Genomic DNA, 23,210 nt, shown 5'->3' with positions numbered 1-23,210 from the left:
TCTGGGATGTGTGCAGGGCTGCTTGGGAAGTTACCCGTACGTACCTCCCGGGTCACCGGTCTCGACGTGTGACACGGGCCGCACTTTCCAAGCGCTTGCTTTTTTCTGGCGGGGGCGCCTTGGGGGGTAGGGGGGTGTTTTGCTCACCTTCCCTTGCCGGGTGGCCCCGAGCTGGTGTCGTCCCCCACCCGGGGCTCCGCCCCAGACCCCGCTCCTCAATCGCCGGAGGGGCTGAATTTTCCCCGCGCCGGTGAGACACGGAGGGACGCGGGGAACTGCGCGCCCAGCCCACGCGTACCCGCAGCCGGGTACGAGCAGGGCGCGCCGTTCAGGGGCGCGGGGAACTGCGCGCCCAGCCCCCGCGGGCCCGCAGCCGGGTACGAGCGGGGTTCAGGGGCGCGGGGAACTGCGCGATCGGGCACAGCGGGCCCGCAGCCGGGAACGGTGGGGGTGGAGGGCGGTCATCGGGGTCGGATTTTTGGTGCCGGCCGGGGTGGGATGCCTAGGGGCGCGGGGAACTGCGCGATCAGCCCACGCGTGGCCGCAGCCGGGTACGAGCGGGGTGCGGGGTTCAGGGGGCGCGGGGAACTGCGCGATCGGGCACAGCGGGGCCGCGGACGGGGATGGTCCGGGGTGGCGGGGAGCTGTGGGGGCAGTCCCCGCCGCCGGTATACGGCGTTGGGCCCAGGTGGCTGGGCGCGTGGCGGTTCGGGTCAGGGCGATGGGGCCGGGGTCGGGTCTGTGGCGGGGAGGCGGCGGCGACGGCGGCGCTTGAGGAGGGCCCAGGGGCCGCGAGGCCCCGTGGGCATCGCGGCAGCCACCTCCGTGCCGGGCTCGGACGCCGCCTCCGCGGCAGCCCGCGCGACGGGCAGGAACCCCTCGTTGCGCGAGACGTCCGGCCGCTCCTCATCGGCCGGCCACAGACTCAGCGCGGCACACACCGTCGGCAGCAGAGCCATGGCCGCGGTCGCGTACCCCTCGGCGGAGGGGTGGTAGTGGTCGGGACCGAACAGCTCACGCGGATTCGCCTCGAACTCGGGTCCCAGGAGGTCGCCCAGCGACACCGTGCGCCCGCCCTGCTCGACCGTGCCGATGGTCTGCGCCGCGGCCAGCTGACGGGACGCCCGCCGGGCGAGCCACCGCAGCGGCTGCTGGACCTGCTCGACCGTCCCGAGGTCGGGACACGTCCCGACGACGACCTCCGCCCCCGCCGTCCGCAGCCGCCGTACCGCCGCCGACAGATGGCGTACGGAACGCGTCGGCGGCATCCGGTGCGTCACGTCGTTCGCGCCGACCATGATCACGCAGATGTCCGGCACCTGGGAGCTGTCCGTCAGGGCCACCGCGACCTGCCGGTCGAGGTCGTCCGACTGGGCACCCGGCAGCGCCACGTTGCACAGCTCCACCGGCCGCTCCGCCACCGCCGCGAGCCCCGACGCCAGCAGCGCGCCCGGCGTCTGGCGGGCCCGCCGCACACCCTGGCCCGCGGCCGTCGAGTCGCCGAGCATCATCAGACGCAGCGGCGGTTCGTCAGGGGAGGCGCCCGCGTAGTCGTACCCGTAGAGACCGTCCGCGCGCGGGGCGTACGGAGCGTGCCCGTTGCCCACGTGCCGCTTCGCCAGCTGCACCTCCGCCAGCACCAGACCGACGGCCGCCGCGCCCACCAGCCCGACCCCGCCACCGCCGTACGCCGCTCCCGCAGCGATCCGCCGGGCCACCCTCGCCCTCGACAAGCTCGACATCCGTCGCCGCCACCTCCTCGTAGCCGTACAACCACTGCTTGCCCCGAAGAGGAGGTCGGCCAATCTCAACGGGGCGTGAACGCCTGCCCAGGGCCGTAGGCTGACGGGACCATTCCTGTCAAAAACGCAGCTCCGGAGACAACGGTGCAATTCCACGACTCGATGATCAGCCTCGTCGGCAACACCCCGCTGCTGAGGCTCAACAACGTGACCGCGGGCATCCAGGCGACCGTCCTGGCGAAGGTCGAGTACTTCAACCCCGGCGGTTCCGTGAAGGACCGCATCGCCCTGCGCATGATCGAGGCCGCGGAGGAGAGCGGCGCCCTCAAGCCGGGCGGCACGATCGTCGAGCCGACCAGTGGGAACACCGGTGTGGGCCTCGCCATCGTGGCGCAGCAGAAGGGGTACAAGTGCATCTTCGTGTGCCCCGACAAGGTCTCCACCGACAAGATCAACGTGCTGCGCGCGTACGGGGCGGAGGTCGTGGTCTGCCCCACCGCCGTCGACCCGGAGCACCCGGACTCGTACTACAACGTCTCCGACCGGCTGGTCCGTGAGACGCCCGGAGCCTGGAAGCCCGACCAGTACTCCAACCCGAACAACCCCCTCTCGCACTATCACTCGACCGGCCCCGAGCTGTGGACGCAGACGGAGGGGAAGATCACCCACTTCGTCGCGGGCGTGGGCACCGGCGGCACCATCTCCGGCACCGGCCGGTACCTGAAGGACGCCAGTGACGGCGCGGTCCAGGTCATCGGCGCCGACCCCGAGGGGTCCGTCTACTCCGGCGGCTCGGGCCGCCCGTACCTGGTCGAGGGCGTCGGTGAGGACTTCTGGCCGACCGCGTACGACCGTACGGTCGCCGACGAGATCGTCGCCGTGTCCGACAAGGACTCCTTCCAGATGACGCGCCGCCTCGCCAAGGAGGAGGGCCTGCTCGTCGGCGGCTCCTGCGGCATGGCCGTGGTCGCCGCGCTGCGCGTCGCCGAGCGCCTCGGCCCGGACGACGTCGTCGTGGTGCTGCTCCCCGACAGCGGGCGCGGCTACCTCAGCAAGATCTTCAACGACGAGTGGATGGCCGACTACGGCTTCCTGGAGGACACCGGCCCGAACGCGCGCGTCGCCGACGTGCTCAGGGACAAGGCGCACGGCTCCATCCCCTCCCTCGTCCACATGCACCCGGAGGAGAGCGTCGGCGAGGCCATCGAGGTGCTGCGCGAGTACGGCGTCTCGCAGATGCCGATCGTGAAGCCGGGCGCCGGCCACCCCGACGTGATGGCCGCCGAGGTCATCGGGTCGGTCGTGGAGCGCGAGCTGCTCGACGCGCTGTTCACCCAGCGGGCCTCGCTGAACGACCCGCTGGAGAAGCACATGTCGGCGCCGCTGCCGCAGGTCGGTTCGGGTGAGCCGGTCGGCGACCTGATGACCGTGCTGGGCACCGCCGACGCCGCGATCGTGCTGGTCGAGGGCAAGCCCACCGGCGTCGTCAGCCGCCAGGACCTGCTGTCCTTCCTGGCCAAGGGCGGCGTCCGCCAGTAGTCCGGACCGGCAGTTCAGGACGCACGGCACCGTCTCGGCGCCGTGCGTCTGTTCGATCGACCGACCGGTGGCGGATCACCCGCCGGATCATCCGATGGATCTTCCCGCCGCGTCCGGCCGAACTTCGCGGAAGTGGTACGAGCGCGTCACGTCCGCGCAGCACCCGCTTAACACGCGTCCGGCACATTGGTGGATGTCGGCAGGGCGGGAGCGGCTCCCCGCCCCGGCCGACGCCAAAACGGCGCCAAGGACCTCCGGAGCGGCTCCCGGACCTCCATGGACGCCAAGGACGCGCACGCCCGGCCCTGACCCGGCACGCGTCCCTCGCGGGGACCGCCGTCGTCCCGCCCCCCGGTAACGGGGGTGCGGCGGTCCCCGCGCAACACGTCACGAGGGCCCGGCACTCGCATCGAGTGCCGGGCCCTCGCGTCTGTCCGTCCCCCTGGCCCCGAGGTCCGCCTGGTCCCCCCTGGTCCCCCCTGACCCTCCAGGCCCTCCAGGCCCTCTAGTCCTCTAGTCCTCCCAGTCCGACTCCCGCCCCGACGTGCGGCGGCGGAAGAAGTTCGGGGACAGGCGGGCGGCCTGCACCACGTTCACCCCCACGATGCCGCCCCAGGCGACGAGCAGCCCGGGCAGGTCCGCGACCCCGCCGCCGATCGCGGACAGCGGGACGGCGAGCACGAGCGAGACGATCCCGAAGCCGAACCGCTCGCCCCAGGAATCGGACGACTGCGGCGAACGCGCGCCGCGCGCCGCCACCATCTGCTGCTCGGCGAGCTGGCGCCGCACCCGGCGGTCCACCGTCCCGTCGAGGTGCTGCTCGACCTTCTCCAGGAACGAGTCGACGAGCGCGGACTCGTACTCGTCGCCGAGCTCCCTGCGCGCGTGCAGGGTGGCGTCGAGTTCCTTCTTCAGTTCGGCGTCGCCGTGGCGGGCATCCATACCGGTCATGCCCCTCACGTTAGGCAGCCGCGGGCCCCGTGGCACTGGGGTTAGCCCCCCTGTTACGGCGGGGCGGACCCCCGGCGCCCGTCCCCTCGGCCGCTACGCGGACAGCCCGTGCCGCTCGGCGTACGTGTTCGCCACGTCCTCGGGGTCCTTCTTGTCCTTGTCCACCTGGCGGTTCAGCTCGGTGAGCTGGGCGGTCGTCAGGACGTTGCCGAGCCGGGCGAGCGCCCTGCGCACCGTGGAGTCGGCCTTGCGGTCGGCCACGAGCGGGACGATGTGCTGGCCCGGGACGAGGTTCTTCGGGTCGGTCAGCACCACCCAGTCGTTGGCCCGGATGTCCGTGTCGGTGGTGAAGAGGTTCGCCACGTCGACGTCGCCCTTCTTCAGCGCGCCCTTGACCAGCGGACCGGAGGAGTCGAGGGACTTGAACTCCTTGAACTCCACCCCGTACACGTCCTTGAGGCCGACCGCGCCGACCTGGCGTGTCTTCACCTCGGGGGCGGCGCCGATCACCAGCCTGCCGTTCTGCCGGGCGAGGTCGGCCAGCGAGGCGAGCCGGTACCGCCGCGCGGTCTCCCGGGTGACGACGAAGGCGTCCGAGTCCTCGGCCAGGCCGTACGGAAGGATCTGGAGGCCCGCGGGGAGGGCCACGGCGAGGGCGTTCTGCATCTCGCCCTCCTCCGTGACCTTCGACTTCGGCGCGAGGTAGTGCAGCAGGGCGCCCTGGTACTCGGGGAGCAGGTCGATGTCGCCGCCCTTGAGCGCCGGGATGAGGATCTCGCGCGTGCCGAGGTTCGGGCGGACCGTCGTCTTGACGCCCGCGGCCTTCAGGACGGCGGCGTAGAGATGGCCGAGCACCTGGTTCTCGGTGAAGTTGGCGGTGCCGATGGTGACGCCGCCCTTGCTGGAGCCGCCTCCGCCGGCGGAGGAACCCCCGCCGTCGAGGGAGGTGATGCCGCTGCCGCAGGCGGACAGCGCGGGGACGGAGACGGCCGCTCCGGCGAGCGCGCCGAGGAGGGTACGACGGTTCATGAGAGGTGGGCTCCTAGGCGGGGCGGTGGCGGAGGATGACGCGCTGCAGCGCGGACAGGGCGAGGTCCAGGACGACGGCGACCGCGGCGACGAGCACCGCGCCGCCGAGGACCTGCACCAGGTCGCGCTGGGCCAGGCCGTCGAAGACGTAGCGGCCGAGGCCGCCGAAGGAGACGTACGCGGCGATCGTCGCCGTCGCGACCACCTGGATCAGCGCGAGCCGCAGGCCCGTCATGATCAGCGGCAGCGCCAGGGGCAGCTCGACCTGGAACAGCACCTGGTGGCCGCGCATGCCCTGGCCGCGCGCGGCGTCCTTCACGTCCGGGTCGACGGCGGTCATCCCGGCGTACGTGTTGGTCACGATCGAGGGGACCGCGAGGGCGACGAGCGCGATGTAGACCGGCCACATCGACAGGCCGCTCGCCAGGAAGACGAGGACGACCAGGCCGACGGTCGGCAGGGCGCGGCCGAACGAGGAGAGGTTGATCGCGACGAAGGCGCCCTTGCCGGTGTGGCCGATGAGCAGCCCGACCGGGAGCGCGATCGCGGTGGCCACGAGGGTGGCGAGCAGCGAGTACTGGAGGTGCTCGGCCAGCCGGTGCGCGATGCCGTCGGAGCCGGTCCACCGGTCGCCGTCGACCAGCCACGCGCCGAGGTTCCTGAGAAGTTCGAACATCAGGCTCGCCGCCTCGTCCACGGGGTGAGTACGTACTGAACGGCCACCAGCAGCGCGTCCGCGACCAGTGCCAGCAGCAGGGTCAGGACGACGCCGACGACGACCGGCGTCGGGAAGTCGCGCTGGAATCCGTCGGTGAAGAGCTGGCCGAGGCCGCCGTCGCCGATGTACGTGGCGACCGAGACCAGGGAGATCGACATGACCGTGGCGATCCGCACGCCCGCCATGATCACCGGGAGGGCGAGGGGGAGTTCGACGGTCAGCAGGACGCGCAGCGGGCGCGTCCCCATGGCCTTCGCGGCTTCCCGGGTCTTCGCCGGCACCGAGTCGAGCCCTTCGACGGTGTTCCGCAGGAGGACGACCAGGGTGTAGATCGTCAGGCCGATGACGGTGGTGGTGCGGGTGAGACCGCTGACCGGCAGCAGGAGCACGAAGACCGCGATCGAGGGGATCGTGAACAGGACGTTCGAGAGCCCGAGCAGCAGGCCCCGGAGCGGGCGGACGCGGTGGGCGAGAACGGCCAGCGGAAGCGAGATCAGCAGCCCGAACAGGACGGCGGAGAGCGCGGCTTCGAGATGGGAGACGGTCAGGGAGGTGAGGTCGTCGGTGTGGTCGCCGATCCACGACCAGTCGATGGTCATATGGCGGCACTCGCCTCCGCGTGGGCGAGGCCCGCGCGCTCGTGGATGTCGTCGCGGGACGTCACGCCGGTGAGGACCCCGGCCGCGTCGACGCGGGCGACGAGTCCGGTGGGGGAGGCGATCGACTCGTCGAGGGCCCGCAGCAGCGAGTCGGTGTCCTTCAGCGGCCGGACGGGGATCTCGGTGTCCCCGTCGCGCCAGTGCCGGGGCCTGCGGGCGCCGTCCAGGACCAGCTCCCAGCCGGTGCCCTGCGGGGCGGGGCCCTGCGGCACGTCCGCGAGCGTCTTCAGGGACAGCAGCTTCAGTCCCCGTTCGGCGCCGAGGAAGTCGGCGACGAAGTCGTCGGCCGGGCGGGCCAGCAGTTCGGCGGGGGACGCGCACTGCACCAGGTGGCCGCCCGTGCGGAAGACCGCGATCCGGTCACCCAGGCGGACCGCCTCGTCGATGTCGTGCGTGACGAAGACGATGGTCTTGCTCAGGTCCTTCTGGAGGCGGAGCAGCTCGTCCTGGAGCTGGGTGCGCACCACCGGGTCGACCGCCCCGAAGGGCTCGTCCATCAGCAGGACGGGCGGGTCGGCGGCGAGCGCGCGGGCCACGCCGACGCGCTGCTGCTGACCGCCGGAGAGCTGGTGCGGGTACCGCGCGCCGGTGTCGGCCGCGAGCCCGACGGTCTCCAGCAGCTCGGCGGCCCGGGCGCGTGCCTTGCGGCGGCCCCAGCCGAGGAGGAGCGGCACGGTGGCAACGTTGTCCAGCACGGTGCGGTGCGGGAAGAGCCCCGACTGCTGGATGACGTAGCCGATGGAGCGGCGCAGTTCGGCGGCGTCCTGCTCCAGGACGTCCTTGCCGCCGACGCGGATGGTGCCGGAACTCGGATCGACCATCCGGTTGACCATCCTGAGGGTGGTCGTCTTACCGCAACCGGAAGATCCGACGAGAACGGTCACGCCCCCTTCCGGCATCTCCAGGGAGAGGTCGTGCACTGCTGTCGTGCCGTTCGGGAAACGCTTGTGGACCGCGTCGAACTGGATCATGAGGTGTCCCTTGCCCGGTCTGCATATCGTCATGCAGAGTTCTCTCTACCTGAATAGGTTGTCAACGGGTCGGCGGTAATCGGTGGTCTCTCATGACCGCTGAGCAAGATCCGATGTCCGGATTGAGGAGGGTGTGCGAGTGATGTCGTCTCAGATCGTGGACACGTCGAGTGTGGTGGCACCCCCGGCGAGCGTTCCGCTCGTGGTCCTGGACGGCCGGGGCACCGGAGTGGACGACGTCGTCCGTCTCGCCGACGGGCTCGCGCGGCCCGTCGCGGGCACCGACGGCATGAAGCGCGCCGAGGCGTCCTGGGACGCCGCCCGGCAGATCGCCGCCACCGGCCGCGTCTACGGCCGCTCCACCGGGGTCGGCGCGAACCGGAACGAGGACGTACCCACCGAGGCCGCCGCCGGCCACGGCCTGCGCCTGCTGCGCAGCCACGCCGGAGCCATCGGCGAGGAGCTGCCCGCCCGCCAGGTCCGCGCCATGCTCGCCGTCCGCGCGAACCAGCTGCTGGCCGGCGGCGCGGGCCTGCGCCCCACCGTCGTGACGGCGCTCTGCGAGGCACTGGAGACCGGCGCCTTCCCGGTCGTCAACGAGTTCGGCTCCGTCGGCACCGGTGACATCGCCGCCCTCGCGCAGCTGGGCCTCGCCCTGGCCGGCGAACACCCCTGGCGGGGGCCCGGCGGTGCCGTGCCCGCCGCCCTGGCACCGGCGCCGCAGCCGCTCGACAACAACGACGCCCTCGCCCTCATCAGCAGCAACGCGCTCACCCTCGGACAGGCCGCGCTCGCGCTGCACGAACTGCGCGGCCTGATCGGTGCCACCCAGGTCGTCGCCGCTCTGTCACTGCTGGCCGTCGACGGCTCCCACGAGGCGTACGCGGCCCCCGTGCACGCCGCCCGGCCGCACCGCGGATCCGTCGAAGTGGCCCGCAGGATGCGGGAGTTGATCGGTGCCGCGGACCGGCCCACCCCGCCGCTCGGCCGCATCCAGGACCCGTACGGCTTCCGCTGCCTCCCGCAGATACACGGCCCCGCCCAGGACGCGGCGGACGCGCTGGAGGAGGTCCTCGCCGTCGAGATCAACGCCGCGGCCGAGAACCCCCTCATCTGCCCCGAGGACATGGCCGCCTACCACCACGGCGGCTTCTACCAGGCCCAACTCGCCCTCGCCCTCGACCACTTCCGGCTCGCCGTCACCCAGGTGGCGCGGCTGTCCACCTCGCGGCTGTCCACCCTCAACGAGCCCGTCTACACCCGGCTGCGCCCCTTCCTCGCGGGCCAGGAGGCGGCGTCCTCCGGGGTGATGATCCTGGAGTACGCCGCCGGTGCCGCGCTCGGTGACCTGCGGGCGTTCTCCGCGCCCGCCTCGCTCGGCCACGCTGTACTCTCCCGAGGCGTCGAGGAACAGGCGAGTTTCGCCTCGCTCGCCGCACGTCAGACGCTGCGGGCCTGCGACGCGTACCGTCTCGTCGTCGGCTGTGAACTGGTCGCCGCCGTACGGGCGCTGCGCCAGCGCGGCCTGCGGCCCGAACCGGAGCTGCCGGCCGGACGGGCGCTGGAACTGGCCGAGGCGGTGCTCGACGCCGAGCAGGCCGACCGGCCGCTCACGGACGACGTGACGGCGGCCGCCGCACTGCTCGACCGGTTCACGGACATCTGGAGGGGGAGTACGCCATGAGCGCGGACAGGGCCGCAGGCGAGGACGCCGGCAGCACGCACGGGGCCGGAGCCGCGGGCGGGGGCACGACGGGCACCGGAGGCGCCGCCGAGGACGGCGGGGCGCGGGTGAACGACAGCCCCGCCGGACGCCTCCAGGCCCTCTTCGAGGGACGCCGGCTCACCCCCACCCAGCGGCGCATCGCGCACAGCATGGTGCGCAGCGCCGCCGACGTGCCGTTCCTCTCCAGCGTCGAACTCGCCGAACTCGCCGGGGTCAGCCAGCCCTCCGTCACCCGCTTCGCCGTCGCCCTCGGCTTCGACGGCTACCCGGCGCTGCGCCGGCACCTGCGCGAGGTCGCGCCCGCCGAACCGGCCACCGACACGACCGCGTACAACGAGTACCAGCAGGCCGTCGAGGCCGAGATCGAGAACCTGCGTCACCTCGCCGAGGCGCTCGCCGACCCGCGGCCCGTCGCCCGGGCCGGCCGGCTGCTCGCCGCGTCCCGTCCCCTGCCCGTCCTCGGACTGCGGGCCGCCGCCTCCCAGGCCTACGGCTTCGCCTACTTCGCCGCCAAGGTCCACCCCGACGTCCGGCTGCTGCACGAGGGCGGCACGATGCTCCAGGACCGGATCGACGCGGCGGTCCGGGCCGGAGCCACCGCCCTGCTGTGCTTCGCGCTGCCCCGGCACCCGCGCGAGGTCGTCGACGCCCTCGGTTACGCCAAGGAGGCCGGACTGACCGTCGTCACCGTCGCGGACTCGGCGTTCGCGCCGGTGGCCAAGGTGTCCGACCTGCTGATCCCCGCCGCCGTCGGCACCGGCCTCGCCTTCGACACGGCGTGCGCGCCGATGCTGCTGGGCCGCGTGCTGCTGGAGGCCATGTGCGACGACCTGCCGGACGCCCAGGCGCGGCTGGAGCAGTTCGACGCGCGGGCCGCCGCGCGGGGGCTGTTCGTGGAGTAGGCGGCGCGCTCCCGCCCGGGTGCCGCCGACGGCGGGGACGCCCGCGGGCTCTCAGATTCGTCTCACGTTCCACGGCTAGCCTGCGCGCCCGAAGACACAACGGGCGCGGCGCCTGCCGGTGGCGCGTCCCGATACGCGGACGTTCGGGGACAGGAGGCAGATCGTGGCGCGCGGAGGACAGGGGCTGGCCCGGATGGCCGTCGTGGTGCGGGCCGGAGCCGCACCGCTGTGGTGGTGCGGGGTGTTCGCGGCCGGCGTCGGGGTGCTCGTCCCCGGGCTGACCGGGCGAAGGATCGGGGTCCTCGCGGGGGCCGCGCTGTTTCTCGTCGCGGCGGTCGTCGTGGCGGCATGGCACAGGAAGCGGTACGCCGTCCTGGTCCGGTCGGCCGCCCGCGCGGGCAAGCAGGACGTGCTCCAGGACCGTGCCGTGACGGTCCGCAACTGGCGCCGGGGCCACCGCTGGTGGCTGCTGCTCGCCTTCGCCGCCGCGCTCGGCAGTTCCTTCGCGCTCCCCGCCGCGGGCGGCATGCTGCTCGCCGGAGCGGGCGTCGGACTGTGGCTGAAGGCCGGACGCCTGGGCCGGATCGAACAGGCCGGCCAGGAGCTGATCTGGGTGCGCGTCGACTGGCTAGGACCGCGCGCCGGAGCTCCCGCGGGCAAGCCGGTCAAGGCCGTACGGTCCACCGGCCCGGCAGCGGGCGACGCCGCGCCCGGAGGGGCGCGGCGTCGCTGACCCGTCGCGGGCCGTGTCCGCCCTAGACCTCCAGATCGTTCTCGATCCGCTTGAGCTGGTGGCGGGCCATCGCCAGGTTGGCCCGCTTCTGGTCGAGCACGAGGTACAGGAACAGTCCGTTCCCGCCGCGCCCCTTCATCAGCCGGATCAGGTGGTACTGGTCGGAGAGCGTGATGAGGATGTCCTCGATCTCGCCCTTGAGGCCCAGGTGTTCCATGGTGCGCAGCTTGGCGCGGACGACGTCGGTGTTGCCGGCCGCCGCGACGGTGAGGTCGAAGCTCTTGCTGCCGCCGATCGTGCCCAGCGCCATGCCGCTGGTGTAGTCGACGAGTGCCGCTCCGGTCGCGCCCTCGATGGACGCCAGAGCCTCTTTGAGGGCGGTCTCGGTGTTCGTCATGATGTGGTGCTCCTTCTCAACTCTCGGATGTGCTGGGGTGGTTGGTGACAGGAGTGGTCGTGGGCCGGGCGGGCGTCGTGCCGCGCGGCGGGCGGCGCGGCATGCCCGGCGAGGGTTTCGCGGCCTGCTTGGCCGGAGCGGCGGGCGGTTCGCCGCGCGCCGCGGCGGCGTCGACCAGCTCCCCGATCCGGGTGCCGGAGCGCCGCCCCTCCAGGTGCAGCCGTCCGACGTTGACGCGGTCCTGGGCCAGCAGCGTGAGGACGGCGGTGCCGCCCGCCGCGTAGGTCGCCACATAGCCGTTCACACCGCGGACGAGCAGCTCGCGCAGGTCGCCCTGTCCGGTGGCCTCCGCCATCCGGATGGCGACCCCGAGGGCCGCCGCGGTGAGCGCGGCCAGACCGTCCGGCTCGACGCCGGGGGTGTCGTGGGCGAGGACGAGACCGTCGGCACTGGCGGCGAGCGCTCCGGTCAGCTGGGGCACACGGGCCCGTAACCGGTGCAGTTCGTCGAGGACTTCGGGTTCCGCCGCCATCAGCAGTCTCCTCTCGGCACGCTGTCGCAGCGCGCGGATCACAAGGCCTCCCGCGGGTCGGTACTCACAAGGCCTCCAGCGCGTCTCTGAGGCGTCGCAGCAGGGCGACGTCGGGATCGGTGGAGGACTGGGTGAGTACGCCGGGCACGGGAGGCGGCTGCGGTGCGGGCGCTGCCGTCACGAGGCCGGCGGCGGCGAGCCGGCGCAGGTCGACCAGCGTGTGGAAGGCGGGCCTGCCGAGCGCGGCGGACACGTCGGCCGCGGTGCGGACACCGTCCACCCGTCCGAGCACGGCCTCCTGCCGCAGCGGCACCGCGGGCCCCGCGGCGAGGCCGGCGCGCCGCAGCGGGGCGGTGTCGGTCGCCGCGTCGGGCCATATGCGGTGCAGCAGTTCGCGGCGGCGCACCGTCTCGCGCTCCAGCGCGGCGACGGGGACGGGGCGGAGCGGGCCGAGCCAGTGCGCGGCGCCGTACCGGAAGCGGCTCGGGGTGCTGCTCGGTCCGAGCACGAAGTACGCGGCGTCGTACAGCGAGCCGAGGTGGCACAGCTGCAGCGCGCCCTCCGCTATTCGCCCGCTGTCGATCAGGAACCGGCCCACGCGGCGCCGGGCGCCGGCCAGGGCGACGGCCTCGCGCCACACCTCGGGCCCCAGCACCCCGCGGGCGGAGAACAGCACGTCGATCCCGGGGGTGGCCGGGCTCTCGGCGTGCACCACCTCGCCGTCGGCGAGGTAGAGGGTGCCGCGTTCGCGGATGAGGACGCCGGTGGCCCGCTCGGCGGCGAGCCGGCTGAGCATGGGCGAGACGCCGCCCGCGTCGGTGTTCGGCTCGGTGCTCGGCACCCTGTCGCGCACCGGGAGCCGGGGCGGCGGAGGCGTTCTGACGGTCGTCATACGAGCACCAGCCGTCCGGCCATCTCGCCGAGCCGGATCCGGGCCAGCGCGAGGTTGCCGTCCGAGCGGCCCAGCCACAGGTGCAGGAACACGCTGCTGTCGAAGCTGGTCCGCACGAACCGGAGGACGTGGTAGCTGTCGCGGTTGCTGATGATCAGGTCCTCGATGGGGGTCTCCTGGTCCGACCACTCGGACCAGTCGGAGCCGTCCTTCGGGGCGAACGACCGGTTCTCGGCGGCGAGTCGGGCCAGTTCGGCCGCCTCCGCCGCGGTCGTCTCGTGGTCGTCGCCCGGCGCGTCGCCGACCGTGCCCAGGGCCAGCCCGCTGGTCCAGTCGACCACCGAGGCACCCCGCGCACCGGGCAGTGTCATGGCTTCCAGCAGGCACTCGTCGATTCCGGGCACCGTGTCTCCCCTCCCGCCAAGGGTTCGGCCGAGTGACGCAGAAGTTACGCACTGTGTGCGCGATGAGTGAGTGATCCGGCATTTTCCTGTGGAACATGCCCGGGATGACTAAGGTGGGTCAACTGACCATATTTTCCGTCGTCCTTGAAACCGCAGGTGGGCGGTTTGTGTGGCCTTGGGGCGCACGACGGGGGCGTTCGCGGGCCGGCCGGGGCGCGCGGCCTGCCGCACGCGCCGGGAAGCCGCCCGCGCGACGGCGACACGACGGGTCGTGCCGCCGGTTCCGGCGGGAGACGCACGCCGACGGCACGCTCCTCGGACGCGCCGGCCCGCGTTCGGGTTCCGTGCGGAACGGATCCGGAAGCGGAACCGGGCCGGGGTCCGGCGGAAATTGTGCGGCGAAGGGTCCTACGGCGAAGGGTCCCAAGGGGAAGGGTCCTAAGGGGAAGGGATCCTGTGCGGAGAGGCCGGCCCTACAGCGAGGTGAGCGACCGGCTGTGCGTGCCGCCCGACTCCGCGACGATCTCCTCCAGCGTCTGCGGCTCGCGCACGACCGCGAACCGAACACCGCCGCCACCGCTGCCGGTTCCGCCGTCGCCGTCCGTGCCGTCCGTGCCGCCCGTGCCGTGGTCGGCCGGCGCGAAGCCGTAGATACCCGGCCGCGCGAGGGAGTTGTACGCGTAGTGGTGCGCGAAGTAGTACGCGCCGGTGTCCAACGCGGCCGCGTGGTTGCCCTGTTCGAGCAGCGGCAGCGCCCGCCCCTCGGCGAGCAGGTCGCCCGCGAAGCAGGCGGGACCGGCGATGTCCTGGACCACGTCCGGCCCGGTCTTCGGGCGGCCCTTGGCGTCGTACGCGGCGATCCGCAGCGGCCAGGCCCCCGGCGCGTACACCGTGCGGGCCGCCACCTGCACGCCGGCGTGCGTGACGGCGATAGCCCGGCCCCCCGCGGACTTCGCGTACTCGACCCGCGCCAGGACGGTCCCGTGCTTGGCCAGCAGCGACCGGCCGAACTCGGTGACCAGCCCGTACCGCCCGTCGAACAGACCCGGCACCACCTCGGCGAGCAGCCGCGCGTACTGCGCGTACGTCGGGGCCGTCGCGTCGGAGCCGAAGTTGACCGGCAGTCCGCCGCCGATGTCGATCGTGTCGACCTGCCGCCTACCGACGTGCCGGTTGATCTCCTCCGCCAGCGCGTACGTCTCCGCCACGCCCTGCGCCATCAGCGAGAGCGGCATGCCCTGCGAACCCGAGTGCGCGTGCAGCCGGGTCAGCCAGGGCCGGTCGGCGTACGCCCGCAGGATCCACGCACGGGCGCCCTCGTCGCGGAGCGCGACGCCGAACTTGGAGGTCGCCGTGGCCGTGGACAGCGCCCCGATGGAACCCTCGCCGACCTGCGGATTGATCCGCAGTCCGATGGGCGAGCGGGTGGGTGCCGAGCGCACCATGGCGTCGATGCGGTCCAGTTCCTGCGGGTTGTCCGCGTTCACCGCGATGCCGAGGGCCAGCGCCTCGCGCAGTTCGGCGGAGGTCTTGGCGGGGGAGTCGAGGACGGTGCGGTCGGGGGACACCCCGGCCGTGCGGGCGAGCGCCAGCTCTCCCGGGCTCGCCACCTCGGCGCCGATCCCCTCGTCGGCCAGCAGCCGCAGGACGGGCGCGAGGGGTGCCGCCTTCACCGCGAAGGCGTGCAGCACGGGGGTGCCGGGCGCGGTCACCGTGTCGAAGGCGGCGCGCAGCGCGGCGGCCGATGCCCGGATGCCCGGCACGTCGAGCAGGGCGACGACGGGCTGCTCCGGGCTGAGGAGGCCCTGCTCCACGGCGGCCCGCACGGCGTCGTCCCTCCGGGCGACCCGCTCGGCGTCCGCCGCCGCCACGGCGTCGCTCCCCGTACCGCTCCCCGTGCCGCTCCCGTCGGTGGCGCCGACCGCGCTCCGGTCGGGTGTTCCGCCACCCGCCCCGCGGTCGTCCGCTCCGCTGCCGAATCCGCCGAGGTCCGCGGCGCCGGCCCGGCCGCCCCGCGGTGGCCGGTTCCCGCCGGGGGCCGCGGCCCGCTCCGGTACGCCGTTCCCGTTCCCCGTCGTGTCGCCCGAAGACGGTCCTGACGTTCCTGCCGAAGACATCGCAGCCCCACTCACCCCGTCGAACGGCGGATCTCCCGCCCCGTCCATCTCTGCGCCCATGGATCCCAGCCAAACATCCGTGACCGCCAGGAGCAGCCCGTGGACCTATTGACTAGCCCTATTCAAAAGGTGAGGATGTGAATATCCATAGCAACAGTCCGCTGGGAGGCAGACCATGTCAGGACCCCGCCCCGTCCGAGCACCGCGCGGTACGGAACTGAGCGCCCTGGGATGGCAGCAGGAGGCCGCCCTCCGGATGCTCCAGAACAACCTCGACCCCGAGGTCGCCGAGCACCCCGACAAGCTCGTGGTCTACGGCGGCACGGGCAAGGCCGCCCGCGACTGGCGCTCCTTCGACGCCATGGTCCGCACGCTGCGCACCCTGAAGCAGGACGAGACGATGCTCGTCCAGTCCGGCCGCCCCGTCGGCGTGATGCAGACCCACGAGTGGGCCCCGCGCGTCCTCATCGCCAACTCCAACCTGGTCGGCGACTGGGCGAACTGGGAGGAGTTCCGGCGCCTGGAGGCCCTCGGCCTCACCATGTACGGCCAGATGACGGCCGGCTCCTGGATCTACATCGGCACCCAGGGCATCCTCCAGGGCACCTACGAGACCTTCTCCGCCGTCGCCGCGAAGAAGTTCGGCGGCACCCTCGCCGGAACCATCACCCTGACCGCCGGTCTCGGCGGCATGGGCGGCGCCCAGCCCCTCGCCGTGACGATGAACGACGGCGTGGCGATCTGCATCGACGTCGACCCGCGCGCCATCGAGCGCCGTATCGAGCACCGCTACCTCGACGTGAAGGCGGACTCCCTGGAGCACGCCCTCCAGCTCGCCGTCGAGGCCCGCGACCAGCGCCGGCCGCTCTCCATCGGCCTGCTGGGCAACGCCGCCGACCTGCTGCCGCGGATGCTCGCCGAGGGCGCCCCCATCGACATCGTGACCGACCAGACCTCGGCCCACGACCCGCTCGCGTACCTCCCCTCCGGCATGGACCTCGACGACATGGCCGACGCGGCCGCCAAGGACCCGGCGGGCTTCACCACCCGCGCCCGCGAGTCCATGGCGAAGCACGTCGAGGCCATGGTCGGCTTCATGGACGCCGGCGCCGAGGTCTTCGACTACGGCAACTCCATCCGCGGCGAGGCCCAGCTCGCCGGGTACGACCGGGCGTTCGCGTTCCCCGGCTTCGTCCCCGCCTACATCCGCCCGCTCTTCTCCGAGGGCAAGGGCCCCTTCCGCTGGGCCGCCCTGTCCGGCGAGGCCTCCGACATCCACAAGACGGACAAGGCGATCCTCGACCTCTTCCCGGAGAACGAGTCGCTGCACCGCTGGATCAAGCTGGCCGGCGAGCGCGTCCACTTCCAGGGCCTGCCCGCCCGGATCTGCTGGCTCGGCTACGGCGAGCGCGACAAGGCCGGTGAGCGCTTCAACGACATGGTGGCCTCCGGCGAGCTCGCCGCCCCCCTCGCGATCGGCCGCGACCACCTCGACTGCGGCTCCGTCGCCTCCCCGTACCGCGAGACGGAGGCCATGCTCGACGGCTCCGACGCGATCGCCGACTGGCCGCTGCTGAACGCCATGGTGAACGTCGCCTCCGGCGCCTCCTGGGTCTCCATCCACCACGGCGGCGGCGTCGGCATGGGCCGCTCCATCCACGCGGGTCAGGTCTCCGTCGCCGACGGCACCAAGCTGGCCGGCGAGAAGATCCGCCGCGTCCTGACGAACGACCCGGGCATGGGCGTCATCCGCCACGTCGACGCCGGCTACGACATCGCCGAGTCCGTCGCCGACGAGCGCGGTGTGCGCATCCCGATGCGCGAAGGCGACGAGGGCGGCACCGCGTGACCTTCCACAGCATGTGGGCGGAGCTGCTGCCGATCGGCCGCAGCTCCGCCTCCGGCGGCTACCGCCGGTTCGCCTGGACCGGCGCCGACACCGACTGCCGCGCCTGGTTCCGGCAGCAGGCCGAGTCCCGAGGACTCACCTGCGAACTCGACCGCAACGGCAACCAGTGGGCCTGGCTCGGCGACCCCGCCGCCGGCGACGCCGTGGTCACCGGCTCGCACCTCGACTCCGTCCCCGACGGCGGCGCCTTCGACGGCCCCCTCGGCGTCGTGTCCTCCTTCGCAGCGCTCGACGAACTCCGCGCCCGCGGCGCGGAGTTCACCAGGCCGCTCGCCATCGTCAACTTCGGTGACGAGGAAGGCGCCCGCTTCGGGCTCGCCTGCGTCGGCTCCCGGCTGGCCGCCGGACAGCTCACCGTCGAGCAGGCGCACCGGCTCACCGACGCCGACGGCGTCACCCTGCCGCAGGCCATGGAGAGCGCCGGATACGACCCCGGCACCATCGGCCCCGACCCCGAGCGGCTCGGCCGGATCGGCGCCTTCGTGGAACTCCACGTCGAGCAGGGCCGCGCCCTCGACATCAGCGGCGACCAGGTGGGCATCGCCAGCGCCATCTGGCCGCACGGCCGCTGGCGCTTCGACTTCCGGGGCGAGGCCAACCACGCGGGCACGACCCGCCTCGTGGACCGCCGCGACCCGATGCTGTCGTACGCGGAGACCGTGCTCAGCGCCCGGCAGGAGGCCCGGCTCGCCGGCGCCGTCGCCACGTTCGGCAAGATCGCCGTCGAGCCGAACGGTGTGAACGCCATCCCCTCCCTCGTGCGCGGCTGGCTCGACTCCCGCGCCGCCGACCAGGCCACCCTCGACACCGTGGTCACCGGCATCGAGAAGGCGGCCCGCGCCCACGCCGAGGAGCAGGGCGTCGAACTCGACGTCGTGCGCGAGTCGTTCACCCCCGTCGTCGAGTTCGAGCACGCCCTGCGCGACGAACTCGCCCGCATCCTCGGCAAGGAACGCGACGCCGCCCTCGGCGTGCCCGTACTGGGCACCGGCGCCGGACACGACGCGGGAATCCTCTCCGGCACCGTCCCGACCGCCATGCTGTTCGTACGCAACCCCACGGGTGTCTCGCACTCCCCGGCCGAGTTCGCCGCCGAGGACGACTGCGTGGCCGGGGTGACCGCACTCGCCGACGTACTCGAAGGGCTGGCCTGCAGGTGACGCAGACGTACTGGCTGGAACACGCCTGGCTCGACACCAACGTCGAGCCGGGCGTCGCCGTGACCGTGTCCACCGGCGGCTCCACGGCCGGCCGGGCCGGCCGCGTCACCGAGGTCCGCACCGGCGTCGACACCCCGCCGCCCGGCGCCGAGATCCTCCGCGGACTCACCCTCCCCGGCCTCGCCAACGCCCACTCGCACGCCTTCCACCGCGCCCTGCGCGGCACCGTCCAGGTCGGCTCCGGCACCTTCTGGACCTGGCGCGAGATCATGTACTCCTTCGCCGACCGGCTGACCCCGGAGACCTACCACGCCCTCGCCCGCGCGGTGTACGCGGAGATGGCGCTCGCCGGAGTCACCGCCGTCGGCGAGTTCCACTACGTCCACCACGCCCACGGCGGCACGCCCTACGCCGACCCCAACGCCATGGGCGAGGCCCTCGTCGCCGCCGCCGCGGACGCCGGCATCCGCGTCACCCTGCTCGACACGGCCTACCTCTCCTCCGGCTTCGGGCAGCCGCCCAACCAGCACCAGCTCCGCTTCTCCGACGGCACCGCCGAGGCCTGGGCGGAACGCTGTTCACTTCTCAAGGACCGGGATCACGCACGGATCGGCGCGGCGATCCACTCCGTACGGGCCGTGCCCGCCGGAGAACTCGCCACGGTCGCGCGCTGGGCCGAGGAACGCCGCGCCCCGCTCCACGTGCACCTGTCGGAGCAGACCGCCGAGAACGAGGCCTGCCGCGCCACGCACGGCCGCACGCCCACCCAGCTCCTCGCCGACCACGGCGTCCTCGGCCCGCGCACCACCGGCGTCCACAACACGCACCTCACGGACGAGGACATCGCCCTCATCGGCGGCTCGGGCACCGGCACCTGCATGTGCCCGACCACCGAACGCGACCTCGCGGACGGCATCGGCCCCGCCGTCGCCCTCCAGCGCGCCGGCTCGTCCCTGTCACTCGGCTCCGACAGCCACGCCGTCATCGACCTCCTCGAAGAGGCCCGCGCGATGGAACTGAACGAACGGCTGCGCACCCGCACCCGCGGTCACTGGACGGCCGCCGCCCTGCTGCGCGCCGCCTCCGCCGACGGCCACGCGGCCCTCGGCTGGGACGACGCGGGCAGCATCGAGGCCGGCGCGCTCGCCGACTTCACGACGATCGCCCTCGACTCGGTCAGAACCGCGGGACCGCTGCCGCGCCTCGGGGCCGAGACCGCCGTATTCGCGGCCACGGCGGCCGATGTACGGCACACGGTCGTCGCGGGCCGCCACATCGTGCGCGACGGCGCGCACACCCTCGTACCCGATGTGCCGACGGCGCTCGCGAACGCCGTCCAGGCCCTGCGCGGCTGACACGGAGCGGACGGCGGGGCCCGTCGTCCGGCAGCGGCCGGCGGACTCCCGTCCCCGGCTCCGGCCCCGGCCCCGGCCCCGTCTTCGTATCCGCCGGCCGTCCCCCCACCCGCAGTCCCGCCACCCCTGAGGACGCCATGAGCAGCACGACCGTCATCACCAACATCGCCAGTCTGGTCACCAACGATCCCTCCCAAGGTGACGGATCCCCGCTCGGTCTGATCCAGGACGCGGCCGTCGTCATCGACGGCGACCGCGTCGTGTGGACCGGTGAATCCAGCAAAGCACCCGCCACTGACAACCGGTTCGACGCGGCGGGCCGCGCGCTGATCCCCGGCTTCGTCGACTCCCACTCGCACCTGGTCTTCGCCGGTGACCGCACCCAGGAGTTCAACGCCCGGATGTCCGGCCGCGCCTACAGCGCCGGCGGCATCCGCACCACCGTCGCCGCCACCCGCGCCGCCACCGACGAGGAGCTGGAGCAGAACCTCACGCGCTACCTCCACGAGGCGCTCCGCCAGGGCACCACGACCATGGAGACCAAGTCGGGCTACGGCCTGACCGTGTCCGACGAGGCCCGCGCGCTGCGCATCGCCGCCGCCCACACCGACGAGGTCACCTACCTCGGCGCGCACATCGTCCCGCCGGACCACGCCGACGACCCGGCCGCCTATGTCGCCCTGGTCACCGGCGAGATGCTCGACGCCTGCGCCCCGTACGCCCGTTGGGTGGACGTCTTCTGCGAGAAGGGCGCCTTCGACGGGGACCAGGCGCGTGCGATCCTCACGGCGGGCCGGGACAGGGGCCTGCACCCGCGCGTCCACGCCAACCAGCTCACGTACGGCCCCGGTGTGCAGCTCGCCGTCGAGCTGGACGCGGCGAGCGCGGACCACTGCACCCACCTGACGGACGACGACGTCGACGCCCTCGCGAGCGGCAACACCGTGGCGACGCTGCTCCCGGGCGCCGAGTTCTCGACGCGCGCCGAGTGGCCGGACGCCCGCAGGCTGATCGACGCGGGCGTCACGGTCGCGCTGTCCACGGACTGCAACCCGGGCTCGTCGTTCACGTCGTCCGTTCCCTTCTGCGTCGCGCTCGCGGTCCGCGACATGGGGATGACGCCGGACGAGGCCGTGTGGTCGGCGACGGCGGGCGGCGCGCGGGCCCTGCGCCGCGACGACGTCGGACGCCTCACCCCCGGCGCGTACGCCGACCTGACCCTGCTGGACGCCCCGAGCCACGTCCACCTCGCCTACCGTCCCGGCGTCCCGCTGGTCAGCGGCGTCTGGCGGCGGGGCGTCCGCGAGGTCTGAGGGGCGAAGCCCCGGGAGCCGGAAGCCCGCGGGTCGGAAGCCGGGGGCCGGGAGACTGGGCGCCGGAGAGCGGGAGCCGGAGGTCCGATGCGTCGTGGTCCGATGCGTCGTGGTCCGAGGCGTCGCGGTACGGGGGTGGAGGGGCGAGGTCCGTCCGTCAGGCGGCGCCCGCGCGCCATCGCTGTCCGGTGCCGCCGTTCAGCGGCACCAGCGACAGCCCGCCGTCGCCGTCCGGCGTGACCGCTGTCTCGATAGCCACGGCGGGGCGGATGACGCCGTCGCCGTCGACGGTGAACCGCAGGTTGTCGCTGTGGTCGCCGTCGAGCGACGAGCACGCCCAGATGCCCACGCCCTTGTCGACGGAGCCGCGGCTGTCCAGGCAGAAGTCGTCGTCGGCGGCCGAGCGGAGCGCACCGAGGTCGGCGTCGACGCGCCAGCGCTGGGTGGAGGAGGAGGTGCAGGGCGCCGCGACGACGTCCGTGCCCTTCTCGAGGCCACCGTCGTGGATGTCCAGGCACAGGCCCGAGGCGACGTTCACCACCTGGGCGTAGCCGCTGCCGGGAGGCCGGAACGTGACGGTCGGGGTCGGCTTCGGGCTCGACGGCTTCGGCGACTTCGAACGGTGGGCCGGGGAGGGTGACCCGGAGGTCGCCGAGGGTGAGGGCGCGGCGGCCGACGGGGTGACCGGGACCGTCGCCGTCACCGTCACCGGGGGTCGGCCGGACGGTGTGGAGACGGAGCCCGCCGTGTCCGCGGAGGGCGTTCCGGTCGTGGAGAGCAGGAAGAACAGGACCGGCGCCAGGGCCACGCCGAGCGCCGCGGCCGAGGTCAGGACGAACCGGCGCGACGGCGGCCAGGGCAGCGCCGGCGCCCTGTGTCCGGTCGGGGGCGCGGAGGGGGCGGGCCGCGTCCCGGACACGTCGTCCGCGGCATACGCCGTACCGGCCCAGGGCAGCAGGCCCTCGGCCAGGGCGCAGCGGGGGTGGTCGCGCAGGGCGGTCAGTTCCCCGTACGCGGTCGAGCAGTGCCCGCAGTGCGCCATGTGGGCGTGCAGGTCCTTGCTGGAGCGGGGGTTGTCGGGCCGCACCGACTCCTCGATCAGCCGGCGGAAGTCTCCGCAGCGCGGATCGTCGGAGGCGGCCAGCCGGGACTTCAGACAGGCCTGGCCCAGCGACTGGAGCGCCTGGTCCGTGCCGTAGGTGATGTCGCCGGGGGCGAGGCCGAGCAGGACCGCCGTGCGTTCCGCGGGCTCACGCTCGACGATCGCGTACCAGATGAGGCCCTGGGCCCGGGACGGGAGGGACTGGAAGGCGGGGAGCAGGGAAGGGACGGGACCGTCGGGGCCCGCAGTGCTGAGGACGAGGAGGAGGCCGGGGTCCAGTCCCGCGGCCCGCTGGTCCCGGGCCCACGAAGCGGCCACCCGCCCGGCCAGCAGCAGGAGTTGGTGCCGCCAGGGGACGTTCGGGTCGATGCCGCGCGCCGTCTCGCGGGCCGCGAGGGTGAAGGTCTGCGCCGCGAGCTGTCCGGCTCCGGACTCACCGGTGGTGCACAGCCGCGCGTAGGCGAGGACCGAGGCGCGGTGGCGTCCGCGGAGCTCCTGGAGGGCGGCGTAAGCGGTCGAGGTGCCGCCGCGCAGCAGCTCGGTCAGCCGTGTGTCGGACGCGTCCGCCGGCAGTCCGTTGCCCTCGGCCGCGTCGTTTCTGTCGGCCGGGTCGCCCTGCGCCATGTTCGTCCGCCTCCTCGCACGTGGTGCTCCACTCGCCCCGTCCTGACGTACCAGCCAGTTTGGGGTGCCCATAGTGGCGGGGATGGCCCTCCGGGGAAAGAGTTGCAGAGTGGAATTTCGCGGACCGGCGCCGAACTCTTCTGTCCGGCGCCGACGTTCCCTGGGCGGCACCGAACCTCCCCGCGTGGCGAGGAAGCCGCCCGGCGGCGCGGGAGTTCTCCGGAGACGGCGCGGAAGTTCCCCGGAGACGGGGCGGGCGGCCGGAAGGAGACCAGGGTGGCCGGAAAACGGAGCGGTCCGGCGCCATCGGCGCCGCGGCCCCCCGCGGTGGGGGCGGCCCGTTACCGCTGGGGCGGGTACAAGTACGAAAAGGTCAGAACGGGGAGCCACAAGTGGCTGCAAGCAGCCGTTTAATTAAGGGGTGTTTGCGGCACG

Annotated in this window: 20 protein-coding genes; 8 read left to right on the top strand and 12 right to left on the bottom strand. The window is 73.3% G+C overall.

Annotation, left to right across the window (positions count from 1 at the left end):
• Positions 1-713 precede the first annotated feature (713 nt).
• Positions 714-1,742: an SGNH/GDSL hydrolase family protein gene (locus tag ABZT74_RS02505; protein WP_356172224.1), complete on the bottom strand. Its 1,029-nt coding sequence runs from the start codon at positions 1,740-1,742 to the stop codon at positions 714-716.
• Positions 1,743-1,886: 144 nt separating this feature from the next.
• Between ABZT74_RS02505 and ABZT74_RS02500 the strand changes: the two genes are divergently transcribed.
• Positions 1,887-3,281 carry a cystathionine beta-synthase gene (locus tag ABZT74_RS02500; RefSeq protein WP_355872276.1) on the top strand — a complete coding sequence of 465 codons (1,395 nt, stop codon included), beginning with the start codon at positions 1,887-1,889 and terminating at the stop codon, positions 3,279-3,281.
• Between the two features lie 513 nt (positions 3,282-3,794).
• Here ABZT74_RS02500 and ABZT74_RS02495 read toward each other — a convergent pair.
• The 5 genes from ABZT74_RS02495 to ABZT74_RS02475 all read right to left on the bottom strand — a co-directional run bounded on the left by ABZT74_RS02495 (position 3,795) and on the right by ABZT74_RS02475 (position 7,609).
• Positions 3,795-4,232 carry a hypothetical protein gene (locus ABZT74_RS02495; protein ID WP_355872273.1) on the bottom strand — a complete coding sequence of 146 codons (438 nt, stop codon included), beginning with the start codon at positions 4,230-4,232 and terminating at the stop codon, positions 3,795-3,797.
• Positions 4,233-4,325: 93 nt separating this feature from the next.
• Positions 4,326-5,261 carry an ABC transporter substrate-binding protein gene (locus tag ABZT74_RS02490; protein WP_356172221.1) on the bottom strand — a complete coding sequence of 312 codons (936 nt, stop codon included), beginning with the start codon at positions 5,259-5,261 and terminating at the stop codon, positions 4,326-4,328.
• A gap of 13 nt (positions 5,262-5,274) precedes the next feature.
• Complete coding sequence (locus ABZT74_RS02485; RefSeq protein ID WP_356433064.1) at positions 5,275-5,937, bottom strand: ABC transporter permease; 663 nt, start codon at positions 5,935-5,937, stop codon at positions 5,275-5,277.
• Entirely contained in the window at positions 5,937-6,578 is a 642-nt protein-coding gene (locus ABZT74_RS02480; RefSeq protein ID WP_355872270.1) for an ABC transporter permease, read from the bottom strand. The genes ABZT74_RS02485 and ABZT74_RS02480 overlap by 1 nt, the downstream gene beginning before the upstream one ends.
• Complete coding sequence (locus tag ABZT74_RS02475; RefSeq protein WP_356433375.1) at positions 6,575-7,609, bottom strand: ATP-binding cassette domain-containing protein; 1,035 nt, start codon at positions 7,607-7,609, stop codon at positions 6,575-6,577. The genes ABZT74_RS02480 and ABZT74_RS02475 overlap by 4 nt, the downstream gene beginning before the upstream one ends.
• Before the next feature lie 142 nt (positions 7,610-7,751).
• Here ABZT74_RS02475 and ABZT74_RS02470 point away from each other — a divergent pair, with 142 nt between their 5' ends.
• The 3 genes from ABZT74_RS02470 to ABZT74_RS02460 all read left to right on the top strand — a co-directional run bounded on the left by ABZT74_RS02470 (position 7,752) and on the right by ABZT74_RS02460 (position 10,970).
• The gene (locus tag ABZT74_RS02470) at positions 7,752-9,293 is read left to right on the top strand and encodes an aromatic amino acid ammonia-lyase (RefSeq protein ID WP_356433061.1); all 1,542 of its coding nucleotides are present in this window, start codon (positions 7,752-7,754) and stop codon (positions 9,291-9,293) included.
• Positions 9,290-10,237 (top strand): MurR/RpiR family transcriptional regulator, encoded by a 948-nt coding sequence (locus ABZT74_RS02465; RefSeq protein ID WP_356433059.1) that lies wholly within the window; start codon positions 9,290-9,292, stop codon positions 10,235-10,237. The genes ABZT74_RS02470 and ABZT74_RS02465 overlap by 4 nt, the downstream gene beginning before the upstream one ends.
• Before the next feature lie 163 nt (positions 10,238-10,400).
• Positions 10,401-10,970, top strand: a complete 570-nt coding sequence (locus tag ABZT74_RS02460) for a hypothetical protein (protein WP_356172212.1) — start codon at positions 10,401-10,403, stop codon at positions 10,968-10,970.
• A 22-nt stretch (positions 10,971-10,992) separates the two neighbouring features.
• On the opposite strand, the gene ABZT74_RS02455 is transcribed toward ABZT74_RS02460, so the two are convergent.
• The 5 genes from ABZT74_RS02455 to ABZT74_RS02435 form a co-directional block, all read right to left on the bottom strand.
• Entirely contained in the window at positions 10,993-11,367 is a 375-nt protein-coding gene (locus ABZT74_RS02455; RefSeq protein ID WP_351427757.1) for a hypothetical protein, read from the bottom strand.
• 16 nt (positions 11,368-11,383) lie between these two features.
• Positions 11,384-11,899, bottom strand: a complete 516-nt coding sequence (locus tag ABZT74_RS02450) for a roadblock/LC7 domain-containing protein (protein WP_355872259.1) — start codon at positions 11,897-11,899, stop codon at positions 11,384-11,386.
• A gap of 64 nt (positions 11,900-11,963) precedes the next feature.
• Positions 11,964-12,695 (bottom strand): transcriptional regulator, encoded by a 732-nt coding sequence (locus ABZT74_RS02445; protein WP_355872517.1) that lies wholly within the window; start codon positions 12,693-12,695, stop codon positions 11,964-11,966.
• 92 nt (positions 12,696-12,787) lie between these two features.
• Positions 12,788-13,195 (bottom strand): hypothetical protein, encoded by a 408-nt coding sequence (locus tag ABZT74_RS02440; RefSeq protein WP_081217681.1) that lies wholly within the window; start codon positions 13,193-13,195, stop codon positions 12,788-12,790.
• A 473-nt stretch (positions 13,196-13,668) separates the two neighbouring features.
• Positions 13,669-15,312, bottom strand: coding sequence for a diaminopimelate decarboxylase (locus ABZT74_RS02435; protein ID WP_356433057.1), 1,644 nt, complete (start codon positions 15,310-15,312; stop codon positions 13,669-13,671).
• A gap of 175 nt (positions 15,313-15,487) precedes the next feature.
• Here ABZT74_RS02435 and hutU point away from each other — a divergent pair, with 175 nt between their 5' ends.
• The 4 genes from hutU to hutI all read left to right on the top strand — a co-directional run bounded on the left by hutU (position 15,488) and on the right by hutI (position 21,049).
• A complete protein-coding gene (gene hutU, locus ABZT74_RS02430) occupies positions 15,488-17,161 on the top strand; it encodes a urocanate hydratase (RefSeq protein WP_355872254.1) in 1,674 nt (557 codons plus the stop codon).
• On the top strand, positions 17,158-18,381 hold the full coding sequence (locus ABZT74_RS02425) for an allantoate amidohydrolase (protein ID WP_356433055.1): 1,224 nt from the start codon (positions 17,158-17,160) through the stop codon (positions 18,379-18,381). The genes hutU and ABZT74_RS02425 overlap by 4 nt, the downstream gene beginning before the upstream one ends.
• Positions 18,378-19,736 carry a formimidoylglutamate deiminase gene (locus ABZT74_RS02420; RefSeq protein ID WP_355872249.1) on the top strand — a complete coding sequence of 453 codons (1,359 nt, stop codon included), beginning with the start codon at positions 18,378-18,380 and terminating at the stop codon, positions 19,734-19,736. The genes ABZT74_RS02425 and ABZT74_RS02420 overlap by 4 nt, the downstream gene beginning before the upstream one ends.
• 137 nt (positions 19,737-19,873) lie before the next feature.
• Complete coding sequence (gene hutI, locus ABZT74_RS02415; RefSeq protein WP_356433053.1) at positions 19,874-21,049, top strand: imidazolonepropionase; 1,176 nt, start codon at positions 19,874-19,876, stop codon at positions 21,047-21,049.
• A gap of 157 nt (positions 21,050-21,206) precedes the next feature.
• Here the strand turns inward: hutI and ABZT74_RS02410 are convergent, their stop codons facing one another.
• Complete coding sequence (locus ABZT74_RS02410; protein WP_356433051.1) at positions 21,207-22,775, bottom strand: RICIN domain-containing protein; 1,569 nt, start codon at positions 22,773-22,775, stop codon at positions 21,207-21,209.
• Positions 22,776-23,210: the final 435 nt, after the last annotated feature.

Source organism: Streptomyces sp. NPDC005302 (genome assembly GCF_040607345.1).
Taxonomy (GTDB): Bacteria; Actinomycetota; Actinomycetes; order Streptomycetales; family Streptomycetaceae; genus Streptomyces.
Note: the sequence above shows the minus strand (reverse complement) of the source record. Positions and strands in the feature narration are given on the sequence as shown.